Here is a 21,593-nt window from a genome sequence, read left to right on the forward strand (position 1 = left end):
CAGCATTTCCTTCCCTTAATAAGTGAAATTATTTTCCGCCTTTATCAACCTAGGGTGTTTACTGTCTTTTTCAGACAAAATCGGAGAATGAGTTGGCCAGTCAATCTTTAAATCAGGGTCGTTCCAGCAAATTCCACGATCATGCTTTGGCGAATAATAATTATCTACTTTATATAAAACTTCTGTATTGGGTACAATCGTACAAAAGCCATGGGCAAATCCCTTTGGCACTAACAGCTGTCTTTTATTCCATTCGCTTAAAATAAATCCTTGCCATTTGCCGTACGTCGAAGACCCTTTGCGAATATCTACTATCACATCATAAATCGCTCCGCGGATCACTCGAACCAGCTTCGTTTGAGCATAAGGCTCCAATTGATAATGGAGGCCTCTTAAAGTTCCAACTTCCACAGATAAAGAATGATTGTCTTGGACAAACTCATAATCTAATCCCAATTCATTGAATACGTTATCATTGTAGCTTTCCATAAAAAAACCGCGGTGGTCACCAAACACTTTTGGTTCTATAAGAAAGACATTATGAAATTGAGTATCAATAATTTTCAATCTATTCACCCTCTTTGATAAAGCGATTAGCAATATCAAGCAAATATTGCCCGTAGCCATTTTTCTTCAAAGGTTCTGCCAATTTTAACAGCTGTACTCTCGAAATGTAACCTTTGCGATACGCAATCTCTTCCAAACACGCCACCTTTAAACTTTGTCTTTTTTCAATAGTTTCAATAAAAAGTGAAGCCTCAAGTAACGACTCATGTGTTCCAGTGTCTAACCAAGCAAAACCACGCCCGAGCAATTCAACATGAAGTTCTCCAAGTTCTAAATAAGCTTTATTGACATCCGTAATTTCAAGCTCTCCGCGAGCAGACGGTTTAAGTGATTTGGCAATCTCAATAACCCGATTATCATAAAAATATAAACCAGTCACGGCATAAGAAGACTTCGGTTTTTCCGGTTTCTCCTCAATCGACATCACTTTACCGTTCTTGTCGAACTCGACTACACCGAAGCGTTCTGGATCTTTTACATTGTATCCAAATATGGTGGCTCCACTTTTTCTGGATGCCGCTCGCTCCAACATGGCTGAAAATCCATGACCGTAAAATATGTTATCGCCAAGAATAAGAGAAACATTGTCTTTACCAATAAACTCTTCGCCGAGAATAAAGGCTTGTGCCAATCCATCAGGCGATGGTTGAACAGCATAGGACAATGATATCCCCAAGTCACTCCCATCACCAAGTAGATGCTCGAAACGCGGTGTATCCTCTGGAGTGGAGATGATCAAAATATCACGGATACCAGCGAGCATTAAAACTGATAATGGATAATAAATCATTGGTTTGTCATAAATAGGTAATAATTGTTTGGAAATTGCCTTTGTTAAAGGATATAGGCGTGTGCCGCTACCGCCGGCTAGAATGATTCCTTTCACTAACTCCCCCCCTAAGTTACAATTTAGAATGTTTACAAACCTAGAAATAAACTAGTAAGTTTAATAAAGAGAATCCATACTTCTTATGTTTACTTGAACTCCATCTCGATTATACATTTATATTATATTAAACATACATTGAATGTGGATTAAACATTTAAAAGTAAGATAATTTCCTCACCATAGACTGTAAATAGAAGGAATAAACCACATCCAAAAATGAATAATTTCCAGCAAAAAGCAGTAAAATAACTCTGTCAGAGAGTGGTTTATCAAAACATTCCCTCTTATACAATAAAAAACAATCGTCTGTTTTCATTAGGGGTTAATGAGTTTATATAACCATCCCGCCATCCACACCGATAACTTGCCCAGTTATGTATGACGATAAATCTGAGGCAAGAAAAAGAATGGAATTAGCCACTTCTTCCGGACGGCCGATTCGTCCCATTTTGATGGATCCTAAACGTTCCTGGAATTTTTCAAACGGGATTTGCGTCGTCATATCTGTTTCGATAAATCCTGGAGCGACCGCATTCACTCTTATATTGGCAGAGGCTAGTTCTTTTGCAGCTGATCGTGTTGCTCCAATGACTGCCGCTTTGCTGGCGGAATAAGCAACTTGTCCTGCCTCGCCTAAACGGCCAAAAATAGAACTTATATTAATAATCGAGCCCTTTTTTTGCCGCAACATCAATCGGGCCGCATACTGCATATGATAAATGACTGCGTTTAAATTAACCGCCATCAACTCTTCCAGCCTGCTTGGTTGAATAAGTCCAAGCAAACTGTCATATAGAATGCCGGCATTATTAATGAGTACATCTAGGCGCTTATACTCTCGATGGATGCGCTGAAAGGCTTTTTTCATATCATCAATATTGGCTACATCATAATTCACTATAAGCGGACGTTTCGCAGAAATTTCTTCGATTTCATCGGCTAAAGTAATTAATTGCTCTTCATTTCTCCCGTTAATAACAAGAAGAGCTCCGTGCTTTGCACATACCAAAGCCGTTGCTCTCCCTATTCCTTTAGAAGCGCCTGTAATGAAGACTATTTTCCCTTCCAGCAGCATTTAAAATTCAACTCCATACTTTTGCAAAATCTCCTTTGCTTTCGCAAAAGAACTCATATCAATGACATCATCCGTATCCATCATAATATCAAAAGCTTCATCAATGGCTGCAACTAACGCCATATGGGCAATCGAATCCCACTCGGCAATACTGTTATACTGTAAATCATCTACTACCAATTCTTCTGAGATTCCTAACGCCTCAGCAAAAATTGCACGAAGTTTTTGTTCATTCATCTTCCATCTTCCTTTTTATTCATAAAAGTAAAATTAGAAGTGCCTGTCTCTACTTAATACTAGTATGCGTTAAAACTTCCCTTAGAAGTCTGGTTGTAAATTTGTATTTTTTATAATCCATCATATTGCTATTCAACAATTTTATATTATAAACGGCATCACTATATTGCTTATTTAAAACATATGCCTTATTAAACCATTCCTTAGCTTCCGCAAATTTTTTCAAGTAGATAAGCATTACCCCTATATTATTAAATATAGACGGGTTATTATATCCTTTTATCACCAATTTTCTTAACAGTTGAAAACTTTGGTCATATTCATTCAATAAGTAATATAAAACACTATTATAAAACACGGATTCCTGATACGTTCTTCTATTGGATTGATCAATTAACAACATCGCTTTTTGCAAATAAGGAGAAGCTACTGCTATGTTATGTTGAAACAAATAACATATCCCTAATGATAAACTGGCTTCAAACTGATTAAATCCCTTTTTAAGCAAGTATTGAAACAACTCTTGATGCTCATACTGACTAAAGATAACTTTTACATCCTGTTTTTGTTTACTATAGTTAGCTGATGTATTTTGATTATGAACTCGATACTGAATTAAAGTTTCGGGGATATATGCGAACTGGTAATCCCTTAACAACATTTTTAAAGAAATATCATAATCCGTTACTCCGCCACTATTTACATGGAACTCAAAATCTCGTTTATATTTAAAAGCCATAGCCGAACCTAAAAAATAGGTTCTCTTCAATTGTTCGAGCAATAAATTTTCTGAGTTTATAAAAGAGGGAAAAGAAATAATTCTCCCAGTCGACTTCGAATACTCATCAATAATCTCGTAATCCCCCATCACCAGCTCAGCGCCGTCAGCAAATACTTCCACTGTTTTCTCTAACCGCCAAGGTGTTGCAATATCATCTTGGTCCATTAAAACAATATAATTGCTGCAAGCTTCCTGAATCCCTCGTCTTATAGCTTGTGGGATACCAGCATGATTTTGACAAACTAGCTTAAATCGTTGATCAACTTTTACTATTTCTTCAATTAATTCTTTCGAATGATCACTGCTTCCATCATCAACATATATTACTTCAAAGTTTTGGTATGTTTGCTTTAACCAACTTTGTACATTCTCCCTTAAAAATTTTTCGCCATTATAGACAGGGGTAATAATACTTAAAAATAACTGACGATTCAATACTAACAGTCCTTTTCATAACTGGTTTTCAAAGACAAAGAATATTAATGATCCACCCAAAAATCTTTTTCTTGCTCATAACCCATTTTTACCAACTCGGTCTTAATCTCATCTGAATACATTGAAGCTACCACTACATAAGGCTTTAATTTTGTTGATTCTAATAATACGGGAGAAAAGATAGGTAAATTAAATATAACTTTATTCCATTTATTAGGGTCACTATCTATAAATCCTTTAATCTTAAACCCCAGCTGATTAATTACCGAATACATTCTATAACCACTACTTCCAGCGCCCCATATATATATATGTCTGTCATTTCCTTGAGTATTTTTTTCAAGCGAGTGTTGTATTCGGTCTTTGTTTATTCTTTCGATTATATCAAAAGGATCTCCTTTTTTTAGAAGTTTGGACCATTTCTCAAAGAAATAATCCACATTATTTTTAGGATGATCTTTCCCACGAGTTGCACTTTCATAATGATAGAGTAAAGCGTTAGGATTCCAAACATTATAGTAACCTTTTTCCAATATCTTTAGACATAAATCTACGTCATTATAAACAACGGACAATTCTTCATCAAATCCATCTATCTCCTCAAAAATCTTTTTGGATACCATTAAACATGCACCGGTAACAGCTGAACAATTTCTTGCGACATATAGCATATCAATAAAAGGAGATTCTGAAGGATATCCATAAAAAGCATGCCAAGCAATCCTTTCGCCAAATACAACGCCAGCATGTTGTATAGTATTATTGGGATAAATTAATTTTGCTCCTACTGCCCCAACGTGTGAACGCTGTGCATATCCCAATAATTCTTCAATCCAGTTATTAGCTATAACTTCTATATCATTATTTAAAAACAATAAATAGTCGCCATTAGCCTTATGTACTGCCAAATTATTTAATTTAGAATAATTGAATTCAATTGGCAAATCAACGATATGTATTTTATCTATCTTTTGCAGTTCCTTAAAATACAAAAATGTTTCATTCTCTACACTATTATTATTGATTACAATAATTTCAAAATTACTGTAAGTGCTTTTTTCATAAATAGAAGATATGCACTTTTTCAACAAATCTACCTTATCTTTGGTTGGTATAATAATGCTAACTAGTGGATTACCAACGATCTTGTAACGAACCCGATATATTCCAGGGTGTATCATATCAACGTTTCCATCAATTCCTCTTCTTTTCAACGAATCTTCTAATGCTCTTTTAGCAGAAATTAAGGCATATTCCTTTGCATTAATTTTATCCGCTGTTGAACCCGGAACTTTTCTCCAGTGATATAAAATTTTTCTTATATGTGCTACCCTGTTTGTTACTTCTGTTACTCTTAAAACTAAATCGTAATCTTGACTTCCTTCATAATTTTTACGCCATCCGCCCACTTTTGTAATGATACATTTTCTAAATACACTAAAATGATTAATATAATTCATTGCCATAAGCAAGTCTGGTGAAAAATCGGGCTTAAAAAATGGTTCTACATATCTTCCATCGTAGGCAATTTTATCTTCATCTGTGTAAATAAAATCAAGTTCAGGATTTTCATTTAATAATTTGACAACCTCATATAGACAAGAGGAATCTAACTCATCATCATGGTCCAATAATCCAACAAATTCCCCACTAGCTAGTTCAAACGCATTATTAGTCGCACCTGAAATACCTTGATTTTCTTCAAGAAAAATGATTTTAATTCTCTTATCCTTTTCTGCATATTCTTTAAGTATAGTACGTACATCCTCATTAGGAGAACAATCATCTGCTATACAAAGTTCCCAATAAGGATAACTCTGATTTATTACCGACTCTATTGCAGAACGTAACCATGTTTCTTTAGAATTATAAACGGGCATTATAATACTTATGATTGGCCGATATTGAAAATCTTTTAAACCATCTTTTCTATTTGAAATAGTCAAATATAATCACTCCCTAAAATGAAGTGAAATTACCACAATTGTGGTTTCATGATATCTAATTATGCGTTAAAACAGAGTATCACAGTTATTTTAATTTCAATTCCTTATTAATGTTTATTGCATTTCTACAACCGTCGATATGAATAATTCTAGGTTTAACAGACATGCTAAATTATGAAAAATCCCGTTGAAAAAACAACAAACAAACTATAATATAAGATTTCCCGGTCTTCTTTAAAATACTAAATAAATAGTTTTACTCCCATTTTAACCAACACACATCTTTGGTAATTTCATAGATAGTATGTTCCCTGTATTGTAACAAAGGACGTACGACTACATTTCGATCGACTCTTTCAATTAACTGTTTTAAATCCCCGTAAATAGCCGTGTCAGCACGGGGAATATCCGGGTCTAATTTGCTGAAAAATTCAAGAAATTCCTTTTCTTCACTAATAACACTATAAGGAGCGTTTTCTAAAACAAATTTAGGTATTACATTATTAACTTTCATTTGTTCTCCAGGTGTTAAATAGCTGATCAATGCATGTTTTTTGGTAGAGAAAATTATATTTCTTAATACTCTCAAAAATAATTCAAAACTACATTGATGAATAAGAACATCGAAGGAAACAATTAGTTCTCCTTTTATCTGTATAGGTTCTTCTGCCAAATCATGGTGCTCAAACTGTAAATAAGGGAATTTTTTTCTGTTTCTTTCTATTATTACCTCGGAAATATCAATTCCAATATAATCTGTATCTTCTAAAATACCATCTTTTAACCAACATAAATCACCACAACCAATATCAATTATTGTGGAAATATCATTTAGCTTTAAAGCTTTTTCAATTACATAACTTTTAATCCATGCTGCATAGCCTCTAGATCCTGGACCACTTCCTAATTCAGGATTCTCCAGATATCTTTTGTTCCAAAATTCTCTATTATCCACAACCTTTCCTCCTTTGTATTTCTCTAAATTATTTAAATACATATTCGCTTAAATAGTTAAACCAGTTTTCATCAAAAATTTGTTTAGTAAAACGTTGGGCTTCCCTCATACCTAACTTTGCCGTCAAAAAAACCTCTTCAGGATTTAATTCGGTCAAATACAAAAGTTCTATTAATTCATTAACAGAACCATATTGTACTACATAAGAGTTATGAGATTTAAAATATTCTCTTCCACCCATTCCATCAAATCCAAAAACTGCACATCCAGATGCCATTGCTTCAAGAGGAAGTAGCCCAAAACCTTCTACAGGTGAGAGAGTTAAATAATATCTATAACGTCCCATTAATTCCGCTAAAACTTCTTGTTTAACATTACTTATAACTTGAATCTCTTTTTGCGAAAAGGGATAGCGTTTTTTATAACATGATATTATATGTTCTAGTAATGGCATTGTATGTTCTTTAAAGTTTAATACAAGAAATTTATCTTCTCTTTCTTCCCACGGCAATCCTTTATTAAACAGATGATGATTTATAAATGGAAGAATTACTTGAGTTTTTATATTATAATAGCGAGAAATAAAATCTTGGACAAAGCTAGACACACTGACATAGTAATCGAAAAACACATCTAACACTTGAAATGTTTTAATATCTTGTATATACATTAACTTTTTACAAGGTAACTTAATCCCAAAAAAGTTATTTGAGAACGAGGGATTGCAGATAAGTAAATCATCATCTTTAACCTCTTTATGTAGATATTCAGTGGAAACAACAGGAAACTCATAATCATAATTAAAAAAGTTGCTGTTGGTTTTATTACTTCCAACAACATATACTGGTACACCAAATTTTTCATAACATATACGACCTATTTGATATGCCATATATGTTCCGCCACGTGGAATATATCCCTCAAAAACAAATACACGCTTAATCGACAACTATAACCTCTCCCTTATTACTTAATCCGGTAAGAATAACTATTAACCTTTGCTTTTATCAGACCATAATAACCGTGAAAATCTCTTTCAGACCGTTGAATGAAAGTAATAAATGTTATTTCTTCACACAAATTCTGAAAACATTTTCTTCAGTTTCAAACTTGATCATTCCCAACAACACTCGTTTATGGTACTAATAGATAGACACTTAAACATCAATTTTCTAAAAAACTACGACACTATTTCAAAAATCAAGTCGACCTTTTAAAAATCAAATATTTTCCTCACTTTCTTCAAAGAATACACTTGTACAAAATATTCAACATATCCTGTCTTGTATAACTCTTCCCTTGATATAATATGTTGCACAATACGGAACAGCTTTTTTTAGCTTCTTCTTCACCAGCCAGAACCAAAATTAACTCCCCATCTGGTTCTACTGAAGGTATAAGTTCTTCTGTTTCTTCTTCAAGGCTTCTGAACACGTCTTTCTTTATTAATTATGATGCTTTATAATGACATGCCAGGGAATTGCCCCTTCAACACTCAACCCTTCCCAAAGAATTTAGGCGTTCAGTATCCAAAAGTAGTAGTCATCATCGGACAGTACACCACACGGAGATAGCCCCTTTGATTTGCTAGATAGATAGCTCGATCCACTCACTTATAAAAAATGCTTTTGAGGTTTTAAATTCTAGTTTTGCAACACCACTAATTCATTTGACTATTATTTTACAAACGGTGATATAAGAATTCTAGGATCATGTTCTTTATAGCCGTATGCACGCAAATCCTGAATTATCTCCTTATAAAACATTGAACAAATCATAATATAAGGTTTGCTGTTCTGATTATGTAAGATACTGGGCGAATGAACAGTATACCCATGAACAATAGAACCATGTTTTTTTGAATTGCTATCAATAATGCCCTTTATATTGTATAAGCCTATTTTATTCAATTGCTGAAGGGTTTTTCTGCCTCCTTCTCCAATTCCCCATAAATAAATACCAGACAAATAAATTGAATTACTTAAAGCCATTAAAGATAAATACAAATCTGCTATAAAGCTTTTGAATTCATCACTTTCCAGGTACATCCGATTATCTAAACATCTTAATATCTCTTTATATAGATTTCTGCTATCATAATCAACAGAATCGTCGGATAAAAAAGTTCTATCCTGTGTTTGACTATGTCTTAAATCTTCACTTAAAAAGTCATCAATTTTTTCTTTTAAATCCATGTATGAAACATCTATTCCAAGAAATTTAGAAATCCCATTAATCACCAATTCTCTATTATCCAATAACCTGTCAAAATGTACAATTAACCTATCATAACCATTAGTCCAATAAAATGAAGATAATGTATAATGCTTCCAAACATCTATTGATTTAGAAAGATCGAATTCGTCTCTTTTTGCTAATGAATAGTGAACATCTAATGGATTCCTAACACAAATGATAAACCGAAAGTCAATCCCAAGCTCCTTTAAAATATCATTATAAAGCGGTAGAAGAATAGAAGTTCTAGGGTCTTTCCAAATCCATCTTCCCGTGCCTTTTAAATTACGATTTAATACTTCAATAATCTTATCTCTAAATGGTTTTATTTTGCTTTGCTTCCACCAATCATCATGTATAGGGTAAGAAGTATCCCATCCTCTTAAAAAAAATTTTAAAATCTCATTATTAATTTCTACTAATTCCTTATTTTCCCAATAACCTTTAGGATTAAACATTTGGGGCTCTATTAATGTAGTTTCATCACCTACTTCAACTCCTAAAAGATTTATCACCCTTGTAACAGCCGATGTTCCACTCCGATGCATTCCTATTACACATACAACAGTCTTCTTCATAATTTTCTATCCCCTAGCAGACAATGATTATTATCTATACATTCGATAAATACATTTATGAAAAAAATGGGTTCACAATAACTTGAAAATAAGATCTAAAAATTACATTTCCTCTGCTAACATCCGCAATTCATCCACTGTCAACCATTCAGTGTTCGTATCACTCGTATATTTAAAACCCTCCGGTAATGTTCTGCCTTGTTTAATATATTCTTGCGGACACCATGGAAACTCAGGAGTAATCACATAATAATTATCAAACTCAATTGTGTGCCTTGCATCATCTTCTGTAATCATTGCTTCATGTAGTTTTTCACCGGGTCGGATTCCTATGATTTCAATTTCTGCCTCTGGTGCAATCGCTTTGGCAAGATCCACCACTTTCATACTTGGAATTTTCGGTACAAATATTTCTCCGCCTCTCATCCTATCGAGACAATCAATAACAAACTGTACTCCTTGGTCAAGCGTGATCCAAAAGCGAGTCATTCTTTCGTCTGTGATCGGCAATTTCCCGGTAGCGGCCATTTTCTTGAAAAACGGCACCACGCTGCCGCGGCTTCCAACGACATTTCCATAACGGACAACCGCAAATCTAGTATCTTTATCTCCTACATAAGAGTTCGCTGCAACAAATAGTTTATCAGAAGCGAGTTTTGTAGCGCCGTATAAATTTATCGGAGCTGCTGCTTTATCCGTGCTTAATGCAATCACCCGCTTTACACCGCGGTCAATGGCAGCTTCAATAATGTTTTGAGCACCGTAAATGTTTGTTTTTACCGCTTCAAACGGGTTGTATTCACATGCGGGCACCTGCTTCAAGGCAGCCGCATGCACAACTACATCAACACCATCAAATGCACGGTATAGACGATCCTTGTCTCGGACATCGCCAATGAAGAAACGTATGCGCGAATCTGGAAATTCCTGTGCCATTTCATATTGTTTTAATTCATCCCGGCTAAATACAATCACTTTTTTTATATTGTATTCTAAAATTCGACGAACAAATTTTCTTCCAAATGATCCGGTTCCTCCCGTTATTAAAATCGTTTGATTGGTTAACCATTCCATCATAAATTACTCCTTTGAAGTATAAATTGCAAAACTGCTGATTTCCTAAGCTTTTTATTGTTTCATCAAACGGGAATTCCGTTAGTTCTTTAGCATTTGAAATATGTCTGAAATCGGGGAACATTATGTGCTCCTTGAATCATTAAATCTTGTCCACGAAATTTTTTCCATTAAAGAAGAAAACCGATGAAAAGACATTTTATTTTGATTTCTTCCAATATTTTTTAATGGATTGTTATTGGGCAATGCTTTGACCAAGGGATTAGGAAAGATCAATTTTACTTTCAATTGTAACAATTTTTTTAAAGATTATTTAACTTCCAAATATCTACATAAGGGCAAGAAAAGATTATCAGTTAAATCTTATGTTTTTAGTGCTTTAAAACACGTTAAATAAGATTCTATAACAAACACTCGTTTATTTTTCTCATTTTCCAACATTACTTTCACATGATACCCTAGGCCAAATCTGAATAAACAATAAACGTTTGCTTTTTTAGTCTAATTCCGATTTAATAAATGGTGTTTCGATGGCACACAATGGATTTTAACAGCTATATAGTTAATAATCATTTAATGTTAATGTTGGAAGACCATGATTTTGGTTCTTGAATACTAATTTCAATTCATTTGCAGATTTTAATAATGGATCCCTCAATTGACCATTTTTAATTTTTTTTAATAGACTCAATGCGTATCTTCCTCTATCATGCAAAACCTCTTTTTCTTTGCTTCCTCAAAAAAGGGTTGTATTTCATATTCAAACATATCCGCCACAATGACATAGTCTTGGCGCTCGATTCCATCATTAATTTCTTTCAAAAATGGATTAATCTTGCTAAAATTAATATCAATAGTGTATTTGTGATTCTCCATTAACTCAACTACTTTTGTCAACCAACCCATTCCTTCACTGAATTGAACAATAAGCTCTATGGCCTCACCAATCTTATCTTCACGTAAATAATCTGCAATCGTTTGGGATCCTGCTGCAACTCTTTCAATATATTGATAAAAGCTTTCTTGCGTTTCATGAATGATATTTTCCATTTTCATCCCTCAATATCAAATGATTTTAATTTATTTTCAATTTTATTTTTTAAATGTTGGAAGAACGATCTCGAGTCGGAAGCCGCCTCTTTTAGCCTAGTATATAAATCCAATGAACGAGCAAAAATTCGCTGAAAAGTTTCGTGTTCCAATTCGTTCTCCTTTGGAAGATAGTTTTGGAAAGTATTTAAAACAATAGGCTGGGCAATTAAAGACATGAATCCCTCAGCAAAGATTTGTTTTAATTTTTCATCAATGTTGTCTAACTTTTTTAAAATCTGTCTTTCAAATTTTGTCTCTAGCCTATTTTGTTTTAAAAGCAAAATAGCATCTTGTAAAAGGCGCTCCACTTTTTGATGAGTGGTAATTTCATGATTAACACGGACTAAAAAATTTTCCCAATCATTTTTATTTTTCTCTTGTTCTGTAACTGCAACCATTGGCTGAGGATATTTATCCTTATCGACAAATTTTTGACAAAACTCATTAAAGGAAATTTGTTGAAAATGTTTTAATTTCACTCCACCTTCGGTACAATTGTAAATTCGTTCTGGTTTTTCAAAAGTTTGAATGAGTTTTTCGAAACTCTGCTTCATTGTGAAGAAGGGGTAGTCTGTTAAAACTTCATCTCCATGATACCCTTCTGTATAAAATAAGGCTCTTTGTTTTATAAAAGTTTCATCTATTTCTCGATAATTTTTATTGCTCTCCGCATGGGTTTTATTTTCTGTATAGGCTAAATCTTGTCCTATTATAGCTACTGGTCCTGTCGTGATTAAATAGGCTATGTTTAAGGCAAAATTGGCAACGGAAGTACCTCCCATAACCAAATCGATGTTTTTGTCTAATAACTTACAAACATACTTTTGTATACCAGCATGTACATCAGGAATAAACACAATGGAGCGGCGATTATACTTATCAAGAATCTTTTCATGGTGCAACAATGAATAAATAATCCTTGCATTTTTTAATTGAACAGTTTCAAAATGTCTATAGTTGTTGATTCCCCCATCTATAGAAACAACAAAATCAGGTTCAATTTCATTTTTAAGCAACGTGTTGATGGTTGAACCTGAAGAAATCAGCACTACATTTTTTCTTACCTTTTTTAGTAAAGGTAACTGCTTTGTTAATGAAGGACCGCCAGAAGCAACAACAACCGGTAAATCATAAAAGCGTTTCAAATCCTTAAAAGGGATATCATTAAAAGCATAATACAAATTTGAAGTAATGTTCCTTTGCCAATCTTTAGAATACATTGTAAGAGTATTCATTTCTACTTGTTGCAAATATATTTGATCTTTTACAAATTTTAATATTTGCTCATAATAGGTGGAAGCAAATTTATCATAATTAGGGGAACAAATGACATGAATTCTGTTCATGTAGTTGTTTTCAAATAACTTATAGACTTCCTTAAACTTTTTAAGATCTTCTCCCTTAATTAGAATCACTTGTTTTAAATAATTGAAATTTTTTAATAATCGGTCAGCAATGGCTTCAATTGGTTCAATTACAATTAAAAATTCTTCTTCAGACAATCTATTGCAGAGCGCTTTAACAAAATATCCTGCACCGCAGCCAAATAATATATGAAGATGGTTTTTTTTAAAATGTACATCAGCAAATTTTTCTGCTTCCCGGAACGGATTATATTTACTATGCAAATAGAAATCATTCACCTTTACTATTTTGTCTCCACTTTTCGCTATTTCGTCTGTAATTTTATAAACCATGATTAGCACCTCAATATAAATATCGTCGAAAAAGGTGTTAATCTTAATATTTTTTATAAAAAAGAAAACCAGACCTCATAACGAAGTCTGGTTGATAATTTTATTTTATCGAAGAAGCTGAAGTACACCTTGAGGCACTTGATTAGCTTGCGCAAGCATTGCTTGGGCAGCTTGAGAAAGGATGTTGTTTTTCGTGAATTCCATCATTTCTTTTGCCATATCTACATCGCGGATTCGGGATTCCGCTGCTGTCAAGTTTTCTGAAGTAGCTCCCAAGTTGTTGATGGTATGTTCTAAACGATTTTGGATTGCCCCAAGTTTAGAGCGTTGAGTTGAAACTTTTTCAATCGCTGTATTAATAGATGTAATAGCAGAATTTGCATCTGTATTATTGGAAACTTTAAGAGCATCTACGCCAAGATCTGCAGCTTTCATACTGTCAATTGAAATTGTAATCCCTTGACCGCTGTTGGCTCCAATGTGGAATGTTTTATTAGTGAATGTTCCATCTAGTAATTTTTGAGTGTTAAACTCTGTGTTTTGAGCAATTCTGTTAATTTCTGATACAAGTGCATTAATTTCTTCTTGAATAGCAGTACGGTCAGCGGATACGTTCGTATCGTTTGCTGCTTGCACTGCCAATTCACGCATACGTTGAAGGATGGCGTGAGTTTCTGTTAAAGCTCCTTCAGCTGTTTGAATTAAAGAAATACCGTCTTGTGCATTTTTTTGCGCCATTTCCAAACCGCGGATTTGGCCGCGCATTTTTTCAGAGATCGCAAGACCTGCTGCATCGTCGCCAGCGCGGTTGATGCGGTAGCCGGAAGAAAGTTTTTCAAGGTTTTTCGCAGTTTGTGTGTTGTTAAATGAAAGTTGGCGGTAAGTGTTTAACGCCGAGATGTTGTGGTTAATTCTCATGATTTTTTCCTCCTTGAATTGTTGTTTTCCACGTCCTTGTGGATGTGTGAAGAGCCGCGTCGGCCGCCGCAGCTTTTCACACATATTATATCGGATTGTTTTTTTGATGTTTAATAGGGGTTAAAGAAAAAATGGGACTTTTTTAATAGAAAAATAAAAAATGTAATGATAGATTTGATTAAGTCCTGAATTTTGTGTAAAAAGGAAGCGGTTTGATTGGCCGGGAATTAAGGTTTACTGGTCTGGGATGTGATTTTACACAATAATTAGGACTTGGCAATTGGTCTCCCGATGAGCACAGTTTTATTTTTTATTGAGCTTTTCTTGAATTTGTTTTAGCAGGTCAAGGTCGGTGCGGGAAGCCGCGCTGTTTTCTGTTTGAATGGTGTCGTATATTTCTTTGCGGTGGATGTCGATTTGTTTTGGAGCTTTAATGCCGAGTTTGACTTGATCGCCTTCGATGGCGGTGATGGTGATTTCGATGTTGTCACCGATAATGATGGATTCGTTCAGCTTTCTTGTTAAGATGAGCACGGCTTCACACCTCCTTTTGTTCTATAAGCGGATGTTTTGTTTTATATGTAGTGTTCGTTAAGATTACTTGCTTTGCCCGGTTGTTTTGTTGGTTGATGACAATGGGCGCAAGTAGGTTGGCGGTGGTATTTTCGAACGGGTCTTCTACCGTCAAAATGACGTAGACGGCGACATCTTTTTCCGATTTGATCTCCAGTTGTTCGATTGTAGCGCCGTCTAGATCAAATGCATAGTCTTTGAAAAATAAAAACGGTATTGTTATGACGAAGGCGAGTTCCTTCGTGTTGGCTGATTGCAAAATCCAAAAGGGGGAATCGCCGCCAAATGGCAAAAGGACAAACTGCTTTTCGTCTAAAAATCCCGGGATGCCTGAGGGAAAATCAATGATGCTTTCTTCGCTTATTTCGATTTCGCCATGATATTTTGTTTCCAGCTTCATGTTTTTCACAACCTTCATATGTTCATTTCAAAGTTTGGTCCTTTAAAGGTGAGATGGGCAAAGTCGATTTTTACATTTTGGTATTGGGCCATTTTTATGTCGACATGACCGCGCTCGTAGTGAATAACCGGCTTATTGGGAATGGCGCGAAATTCGGCTTTTTGCAAATGCCAATCAATATCAAGCGTGCCTGGTTCGTAATCGAATTTCACGCTGAACAACGACGGAATCCAGCCGACATTTATATTATACTGCGGTTTTTCGCTGTTTTGTTTGGCTTGTTCCGCGAGGGGATTTCCCCCCTTTTCTATCTTCATCAGTTGATCCCCCTGCTCGGCGCGGCGGGCAATTCCTTCAAGCCATGCTTTTTTGGCTTCCTCTGTTTGTTTTTCTATGAAACGGAACGTGTTGGCCAAATTACGGTCTTCCCACGCTTTCGTTTGATCGATTGTCAATTTTCCAGGTGTTCGCTTGATTTCCATCGCTACTTTCGCCGGCTGCAAGTCAATATCCGCTTTCGGCTGTTCGATCGACTGCTTCCCGGGAGTGGAGTTGATTGCGATTTTTGCCATTTGGCTTTCCATCCTGATTTGCGGCAGGAGCATTCACTTCACCTCGATTCGCAACATAAAATGAAAACAGAGAAAATTCTCCTTCCACTAAGCAATTTTCCGAAATTTATCATGTATACATGGAAAAACAAGTTTTTAACAGAAACACTTTGGAGGTCCTTCTAAGTTAAATAAAAGCAATTTTCTTCTTAGAAGTAGGCCAAACCAACTATCCATTACTGCATTTATTGGCAGGAAAGTTTTTTTCTATAGTTTCTCCCTAAGTAAATAACAAATAGACAAACGCATTCTTTCATCCCGGGAATTGAATTTTTTCATGAAAAACAGTAAAAGACAACCTTTACTGGCAGCCAAAAATGATTGAATGCATGGCAACAACTATGGATAAATAATAGACGAATCCACTCGCTCTCATCAAAACTCCCAGCAAAAAGCAGCGAAAAACCCTTTACTGGCCGCTGGGAAAATCTCAATAATTGAATAAAAAGGATTTTTTAACAATCGCTTCAATTTAAAAGAAATCAATAGTGAACAAAAAGGACCTCTTATGCAGGTCCTTTCGCTATCGCATTATCGCAAAAAGTCGATTAAGCTCGGCTGAATGATGCGGGCACCGACTGCAAGCGCCGCTCGATGCACGCTTTCTTGCGTTACCAAATCCGTGATAACCCGCTCGATGTCGGCATCTTCATTGTCCGACAAAATTTTAGTGGCAATCACTTCCTGTTGATTGATGCGAGCTTCCATCTGTTCAATCCGGTTGTAGCGGGCGCCAAGTTCTGCCCGTTCGGCGTTGAGGGCATCGATATGATCGTCAAGCTGGCCGAGCAAACTGTCCAAGTTCGTTGTGTCGTTGTTTTCAAGCGCGGTTTGAACCGCTTGAACCGTATCGAACATTTGTTGGTTAAAGACATTGTCAGGCGTCACGTTCACTTGAATGCGGATGTCTTTTGACAGTTCGACCATAAAAGGGTCATTGTTGTTATTCACAACAGGCGGATCGCCTGCAACTGGCGGTTTGTCTGTTCTTGTGCCGTTAAAAATATAACGGCCGGCCACTTGCGAGTTGGCGATCGAAATGAGGTCGTCTTTAATTTGCTTCACTTCACGGAAAATGGCATCACGTTCGTCTTCCGAATAGGAACCGTTATTGGCTTGAATCATAAGCTCGCGGAGACGCTGCAGCCCTTTATTGGCTTGTTCCAGCCCTGCTTCCGAGTTGTCCAGCCAAAGGTAAGCTTCCGACAAATTTCGTTTATATTGCTCGACTTCCTTCAAATTGGTTCGATAATACATCCCTTTAATCGCTACAACCGGATCCTCGGACGGACGGGTGATTTTTTTTCCGCTTGAAAGCTGATCTTGATATTTATTTAATCTTTGATAGCTTTTGCTGATATGACGCAGAGAATTTTGCGCCAGCATCGATTGAGTGACGCGCATGCTGCCTGCACCTCTCTTTCCAAGATTAAATTGACGGCAAAACTAACTGTTTTCCGATTGGAGGCTACCCTGTCATGCCCTAAACTAGCCTTTCGTTACCTTCCAACCAATCCCATACCATTGATGATCCGATCCAAAATTTCATCTTGCAAGGTGATCATTCTCGCTGCTGCGTTGTACATATGCTGGAATTGGATCATGTTTGTCAATTCTTCGTCTAATGAAACGGAACTGACGGATTTGCGGCGGTCTTCAACAGATGATGCCAACGTTGCCGAGTTGTCTGCCATGCGATCCGCTTCTTGCGCCAAGACAGCCATTTCACCTATCAAATTCTCATAATACGTTTGAATCGTTGTGTACTGATCTCCGATTAACATTGGTTTATTTTTCACTTCAGCAAGCGCCAAAGCGTTAGAGCCGTCGCCCATTTCTCCTGTTCCGGAATAGGCGATTCTGTCCGGCGTTTCCATTATCTCATCCGCCACTCGAATGGTAGCAGCCGCTCCTTTATACGTTGTCAACCCGCCAAGGTCGAAAAAGTCAAGCTGTGCCTGCGTGCCATTGTTGATGTCTTCAATGCTCCAACCGTTGCGGTGAACCTCATTAAATGCATTGGCAAATTCATAGGCCATGACATCCAAAGCGTCCATCATTTCGGGATACAAGCCGTATTCTACAGAACTGGCGCCATTCGTATATCCATATGATTCAATCAGACTTTTTAAGCTGCCCGTTGATTGAAAAGAACCAAAATCAACGGTTCGTGCGCCGATTGAAACAGATTGGACAAGATCGTTTGTCCCGCTGTAGTCAATGTAAAATTCATTCGTTTTTAACCGGTTTCCATCAACAAGGGTGATGGGCGGATTTACGCCGGCCAGTTCAACCGTCACTTTTCCTTCCGCAATTTCCAGTGAGTTGCCTCCGCTTTTCACCGGTGTTACTTTAATATCGACATAAGAAGAAAGTTCGTCCAAAAGCCTGTCGCGTTCATCGTACAAATCGTTCGGCAAATATCCGTTCGGTTCAACTTCCCCTATTTGCTTGTTAATGTTGTTGATTTGTTCAAGCAGCGAATTGATTTTTGTCGTGGTGACATTTAATTCGTTTTTTAAATCTTGCTGATTATGTTGGAGGGTTTGAGCTAAATAATTAAAGGTATCCGCCACTGCGACCCCGCGCTGCCGAACAACGGAACGGGCAGCTGAATTTGTGGCTAAATCTTGCAAGGATTGCCAAAATTGATTCAATGTTTCATTTAATCCCGTCCCTGTCAGTTCATTCATAACATCTTCCATTTTTTTTAACGCATCAGAACGGGATGTCCAATAGCCCAGTTTAGCATTTTCACCGCGATACTGGACGTCAAGAAAACGGTCGCGAATACGCTGGACGGTTTCCGTCTCAACACCTGTACCGAATTGCCCCGGAATATCCGGCTGAAAACGGCCTGGAGTTGGATAGGCCTGCTTTTGGGCAAGATTGACCCTTTGTCTTGTGTAACCGGGCGTTTCTGCGTTTGCCACATTATGCCCGATGGTATATAATGCGCTTTGCGCCGCCGTTAATCCGCTTCTTGCAGCTTCTAAGCCAAAAAAAGTCGATATCATATCAAATTCCCCTGCCTTTAAATTTTTGAATCAATCCATGATCTCCGTTTCATCTGCTTGTCTTCCTGACTCGGGTTCTGATAATTCGGCGACGCTTCCTGCGGCGCGACGAGATCAAGCGTTAAATTCACAAACTGCAGCGCCTGAAATGTTAATTGCTGATTTAAAACATTGACGTTTTTCAAGTTTGCCACCGCATTGGTCAATAACTCTTTTAACTCAGCCAACCGCAGTTTCTCATCGCCTTCAGCTTTTTCTATGCAAGCGGAAATCGTTAAATCATCTTCCCTGTCTAAAAATGAAACCGTTGCTTTGATTCGTTCTTTTTCCGCATTCTCAAGTTGTTTGACGTATTTCTGTTCTTCTTTTAAAAGCGGCATTAATTGTTGAATATCATCCTTTTTCAACAATTCCGTCTTTTTTACCGCCAAATCATATAATTGTTCGTGAAGCTTTAGTTGTTTTTCCAATATTTCAACTAAAATGGAAAGAGACACGAAAAGTCCTCCCTGTTTTTGAAAGAGTTGTTGAGAATGATTTCACCGGCTTTCCGCATGCACTTAAACAATTTTTTCATCCATTTGGTTATTTGTCCTCACGCCAAAAGTTATTGCTTTTCATAAAACCGAACCATTCCTCTTGCGATTAAGTTTGGATCAATCTTATACCCGCCGCTCTCAATCTCCTGTTTGAGCGCCAGCACCTTTTCATAACGTACAGGCTCTTCCGCATTTACTCGTTGAAGCTGTTTGGCTTGGAAAGAAATTTCCACTTTATCTTCCTGCGCTTTCATTTTAGGGATTCTTTGATTCTCCAACTGTTTTTGATAAGGATTGCTGATGCTTGCCGAGTGTAAGTTATGGTCTATTTTCACGGATATTGCCCCTCCTTTCTCACCGCAGCCTCACAGCACTCCGCTCATATTTCCGTCTTTCCCTATATTCTTTATCGGCGGTGAAGTTCATTTTGTTAATGGTTTGCATCATTTTTCGGATGAAGCGCATAATATGTCTGCTGTTTCTTTTTTTCTTCCAAAAATTTTTCTTCTTTTTCCATTTGATCAATTTGAGATTGAATATCTTTTTTGCAAGAAAAACATATTCTTCCTTCCCGGATCATTTTGCCGCATCTTTCACATGGATATCCAAGATTGGGAAAATTGACGAGCTGTATCCGCCCCTGGCGGATAAATTTTAAAATTAACTCCTCGCTCACACCCGTTTCTTCCACCACAACATGCAGCGTTGCCGAACGGTTTTCCTTTTTCCGCAAAAATCGATACACTGTTTCAAACGCTTTTTCTTCTTGCCGATAGCACGCCTGACAAAGTGACCGCCCGGGCGTTTTGACAAACAACGAACCGCATTGCGGACAGTTTGCTAATTCCGCCATTCGCATTCACCTTCCAATTCATTCCTATTTCGTTCCTATTTACTATTTTATATCGGCACATCCAAATTGTCATTTAACTGCGAACAAGCGTGAAAGATTCGACAGTTTTCGCACCTGCCCGGAGCAAAATCTCAGCAGCCTGCCGAACGGTCGCCCCCGTTGTGTAAATGTCATCGATAATCATAATATTTTGATCAACCACAAGTTTAGGATCCATTAATGTAAACAGATTTCTTGAGACGATCCGATCTTTCCGGGGCTTTTTTGATTGCTTTGTGGAATCTCTTTTGCGCAAAGGTTCAATGATCGGGAGGGGAAGAAGTTCAGCCAGCAATTTCGCCTGATTAAAACCTCTTTCAAGAAGCCGTTCTTTACTCAATGGAATTGGGAGAAGCAAATATGATTCGTACGAGCGAACTTGGAATGCTTTTAGAAAAGATTCGCGGAACATTTCCGCTAAAATGGCATCGCCGCGAAATTTAAAACGTGTCAAAACTTCTTTCATAAAATCATTGTATCGAAAAACGGAGCGGTTCCTTTTCAAAACCCCTTGAAAATCCGGGTGTTTCTCCCATTGATGGCAATCTGCGCACCATTCAGACCTTTCATTCGGCCTGCCGCACAACGGACACGTACAGCCGCTGATCGGTTCAAGCTTTTTTGAGCATTCATCACATAGGACCGGTTCTTTTTCAAGAAAAAAAAGTCTTCGCCAGCTCAAGCGAATGTCCAGATCATGAAAACAATAAAGACATTTGCCCATCATCTTTTCCATTCCTTCACATTTCCGCACTTCGGGTTTTCGGAAACGACTTTAGCGCACTCAGCAAGACATACAAGCAAAGTCGTCATTTGCTGCCGATCAAAAAATTCAGCTTTGACATAAGCGATTTTTTCCACATCTGTCACATAATGCGGCTGAACCTTGTTTAACGCCAGAGCCAATACATCGTTGCGGCATCTTTCACACGTGCAGCTCATATGAAATTGATCAATATATTCATCAAGCAATTGTTTTAAAATAATTTCTAGCGCATTCAGGATCATTCTCTGTCAACTCCAATCGGTTCCGTTATCTTTCGAAAGCCGTTCTTTCCATACAATATATAAATTTCATATAA

23 protein-coding genes are annotated in these 21,593 nt (G+C 36.7%); all 23 read right to left on the minus strand.

Going from position 1 to position 21,593, the window contains the following annotated elements; all coding sequences use genetic code 11:
• Positions 1-15 precede the first annotated feature (15 nt).
• The 23 genes from rfbC to comFB all read right to left on the minus strand — a co-directional run bounded on the left by rfbC (position 16) and on the right by comFB (position 21,519).
• Positions 16-567 (minus strand): dTDP-4-dehydrorhamnose 3,5-epimerase, encoded by a 552-nt coding sequence (gene rfbC, locus AC0KTX_RS06880; protein ID WP_474251479.1) that lies wholly within the window; start codon positions 565-567, stop codon positions 16-18.
• A 1-nt stretch (position 568) separates the two neighbouring features.
• Positions 569-1,453, minus strand: coding sequence for a glucose-1-phosphate thymidyltransferase RmlA (gene rmlA, locus AC0KTX_RS06885; protein ID WP_474251480.1), 885 nt, complete (start codon positions 1,451-1,453; stop codon positions 569-571).
• A 334-nt stretch (positions 1,454-1,787) separates the two neighbouring features.
• Entirely contained in the window at positions 1,788-2,531 is a 744-nt protein-coding gene (locus AC0KTX_RS06890) for an SDR family NAD(P)-dependent oxidoreductase (RefSeq protein WP_474251481.1), read from the minus strand.
• Positions 2,532-2,768 (minus strand): acyl carrier protein, encoded by a 237-nt coding sequence (locus AC0KTX_RS06895; RefSeq protein WP_474251482.1) that lies wholly within the window; start codon positions 2,766-2,768, stop codon positions 2,532-2,534.
• A gap of 49 nt (positions 2,769-2,817) precedes the next feature.
• Complete coding sequence (locus tag AC0KTX_RS06900) at positions 2,818-3,984, minus strand: glycosyltransferase (RefSeq protein WP_474251483.1); 1,167 nt, start codon at positions 3,982-3,984, stop codon at positions 2,818-2,820.
• Between the two features lie 44 nt (positions 3,985-4,028).
• The gene (locus AC0KTX_RS06905; protein ID WP_474251484.1) at positions 4,029-5,930 is read right to left on the minus strand and encodes a glycosyltransferase; all 1,902 of its coding nucleotides are present in this window, start codon (positions 5,928-5,930) and stop codon (positions 4,029-4,031) included.
• A gap of 256 nt (positions 5,931-6,186) precedes the next feature.
• Positions 6,187-6,885: a class I SAM-dependent methyltransferase gene (locus AC0KTX_RS06910; protein WP_474251485.1), complete on the minus strand. Its 699-nt coding sequence runs from the start codon at positions 6,883-6,885 to the stop codon at positions 6,187-6,189.
• A gap of 28 nt (positions 6,886-6,913) precedes the next feature.
• Positions 6,914-7,834, minus strand: a complete 921-nt coding sequence (locus AC0KTX_RS06915; RefSeq protein WP_474251486.1) for a glycosyltransferase — start codon at positions 7,832-7,834, stop codon at positions 6,914-6,916.
• 727 nt (positions 7,835-8,561) lie between these two features.
• Entirely contained in the window at positions 8,562-9,698 is a 1,137-nt protein-coding gene (locus AC0KTX_RS06920) for a hypothetical protein (RefSeq protein WP_474251487.1), read from the minus strand.
• Between the two features lie 102 nt (positions 9,699-9,800).
• On the minus strand, positions 9,801-10,772 hold the full coding sequence (gene pseB / locus AC0KTX_RS06925; protein ID WP_474251488.1) for a UDP-N-acetylglucosamine 4,6-dehydratase (inverting): 972 nt from the start codon (positions 10,770-10,772) through the stop codon (positions 9,801-9,803).
• Positions 10,773-11,459: 687 nt separating this feature from the next.
• Complete coding sequence (locus AC0KTX_RS06930) at positions 11,460-11,822, minus strand: hypothetical protein (RefSeq protein WP_474251489.1); 363 nt, start codon at positions 11,820-11,822, stop codon at positions 11,460-11,462.
• A 2-nt stretch (positions 11,823-11,824) separates the two neighbouring features.
• Positions 11,825-13,561: a motility associated factor glycosyltransferase family protein gene (locus tag AC0KTX_RS06935; protein ID WP_474251490.1), complete on the minus strand. Its 1,737-nt coding sequence runs from the start codon at positions 13,559-13,561 to the stop codon at positions 11,825-11,827.
• 105 nt (positions 13,562-13,666) lie between these two features.
• A complete protein-coding gene (locus tag AC0KTX_RS06940; protein WP_311066850.1) occupies positions 13,667-14,479 on the minus strand; it encodes a flagellin N-terminal helical domain-containing protein in 813 nt (270 codons plus the stop codon).
• A 303-nt stretch (positions 14,480-14,782) separates the two neighbouring features.
• Positions 14,783-15,013, minus strand: a complete 231-nt coding sequence (gene csrA / locus AC0KTX_RS06945; protein WP_474251491.1) for a carbon storage regulator CsrA — start codon at positions 15,011-15,013, stop codon at positions 14,783-14,785.
• 4 nt (positions 15,014-15,017) lie between these two features.
• Positions 15,018-15,452, minus strand: a complete 435-nt coding sequence (fliW, locus tag AC0KTX_RS06950) for a flagellar assembly protein FliW (RefSeq protein ID WP_474251492.1) — start codon at positions 15,450-15,452, stop codon at positions 15,018-15,020.
• A gap of 14 nt (positions 15,453-15,466) precedes the next feature.
• On the minus strand, positions 15,467-16,057 hold the full coding sequence (locus tag AC0KTX_RS06955; protein ID WP_474251493.1) for a DUF6470 family protein: 591 nt from the start codon (positions 16,055-16,057) through the stop codon (positions 15,467-15,469).
• A 537-nt stretch (positions 16,058-16,594) separates the two neighbouring features.
• Positions 16,595-17,467 carry a flagellar hook-associated protein FlgL gene (gene flgL, locus AC0KTX_RS06960; RefSeq protein ID WP_474251494.1) on the minus strand — a complete coding sequence of 291 codons (873 nt, stop codon included), beginning with the start codon at positions 17,465-17,467 and terminating at the stop codon, positions 16,595-16,597.
• A 95-nt stretch (positions 17,468-17,562) separates the two neighbouring features.
• Complete coding sequence (gene flgK / locus AC0KTX_RS06965) at positions 17,563-19,080, minus strand: flagellar hook-associated protein FlgK (RefSeq protein WP_474251495.1); 1,518 nt, start codon at positions 19,078-19,080, stop codon at positions 17,563-17,565.
• A 17-nt stretch (positions 19,081-19,097) separates the two neighbouring features.
• Positions 19,098-19,577, minus strand: coding sequence for a flagellar protein FlgN (locus AC0KTX_RS06970; protein WP_474251496.1), 480 nt, complete (start codon positions 19,575-19,577; stop codon positions 19,098-19,100).
• A 110-nt stretch (positions 19,578-19,687) separates the two neighbouring features.
• Entirely contained in the window at positions 19,688-19,954 is a 267-nt protein-coding gene (gene flgM, locus AC0KTX_RS06975; RefSeq protein ID WP_474251497.1) for a flagellar biosynthesis anti-sigma factor FlgM, read from the minus strand.
• 95 nt (positions 19,955-20,049) lie between these two features.
• Positions 20,050-20,472, minus strand: a complete 423-nt coding sequence (locus AC0KTX_RS06980) for a TIGR03826 family flagellar region protein (RefSeq protein ID WP_474251498.1) — start codon at positions 20,470-20,472, stop codon at positions 20,050-20,052.
• Positions 20,473-20,545: 73 nt separating this feature from the next.
• The gene (locus AC0KTX_RS06985; RefSeq protein ID WP_474251499.1) at positions 20,546-21,247 is read right to left on the minus strand and encodes a ComF family protein; all 702 of its coding nucleotides are present in this window, start codon (positions 21,245-21,247) and stop codon (positions 20,546-20,548) included.
• Complete coding sequence (gene comFB / locus AC0KTX_RS06990) at positions 21,235-21,519, minus strand: late competence protein ComFB (RefSeq protein WP_474251500.1); 285 nt, start codon at positions 21,517-21,519, stop codon at positions 21,235-21,237. Before comFB ends, AC0KTX_RS06985 begins: the two co-directional genes overlap by 13 nt.
• Positions 21,520-21,593: the final 74 nt, after the last annotated feature.

Source organism: Aeribacillus sp. JST-2 (assembly GCF_056032925.1).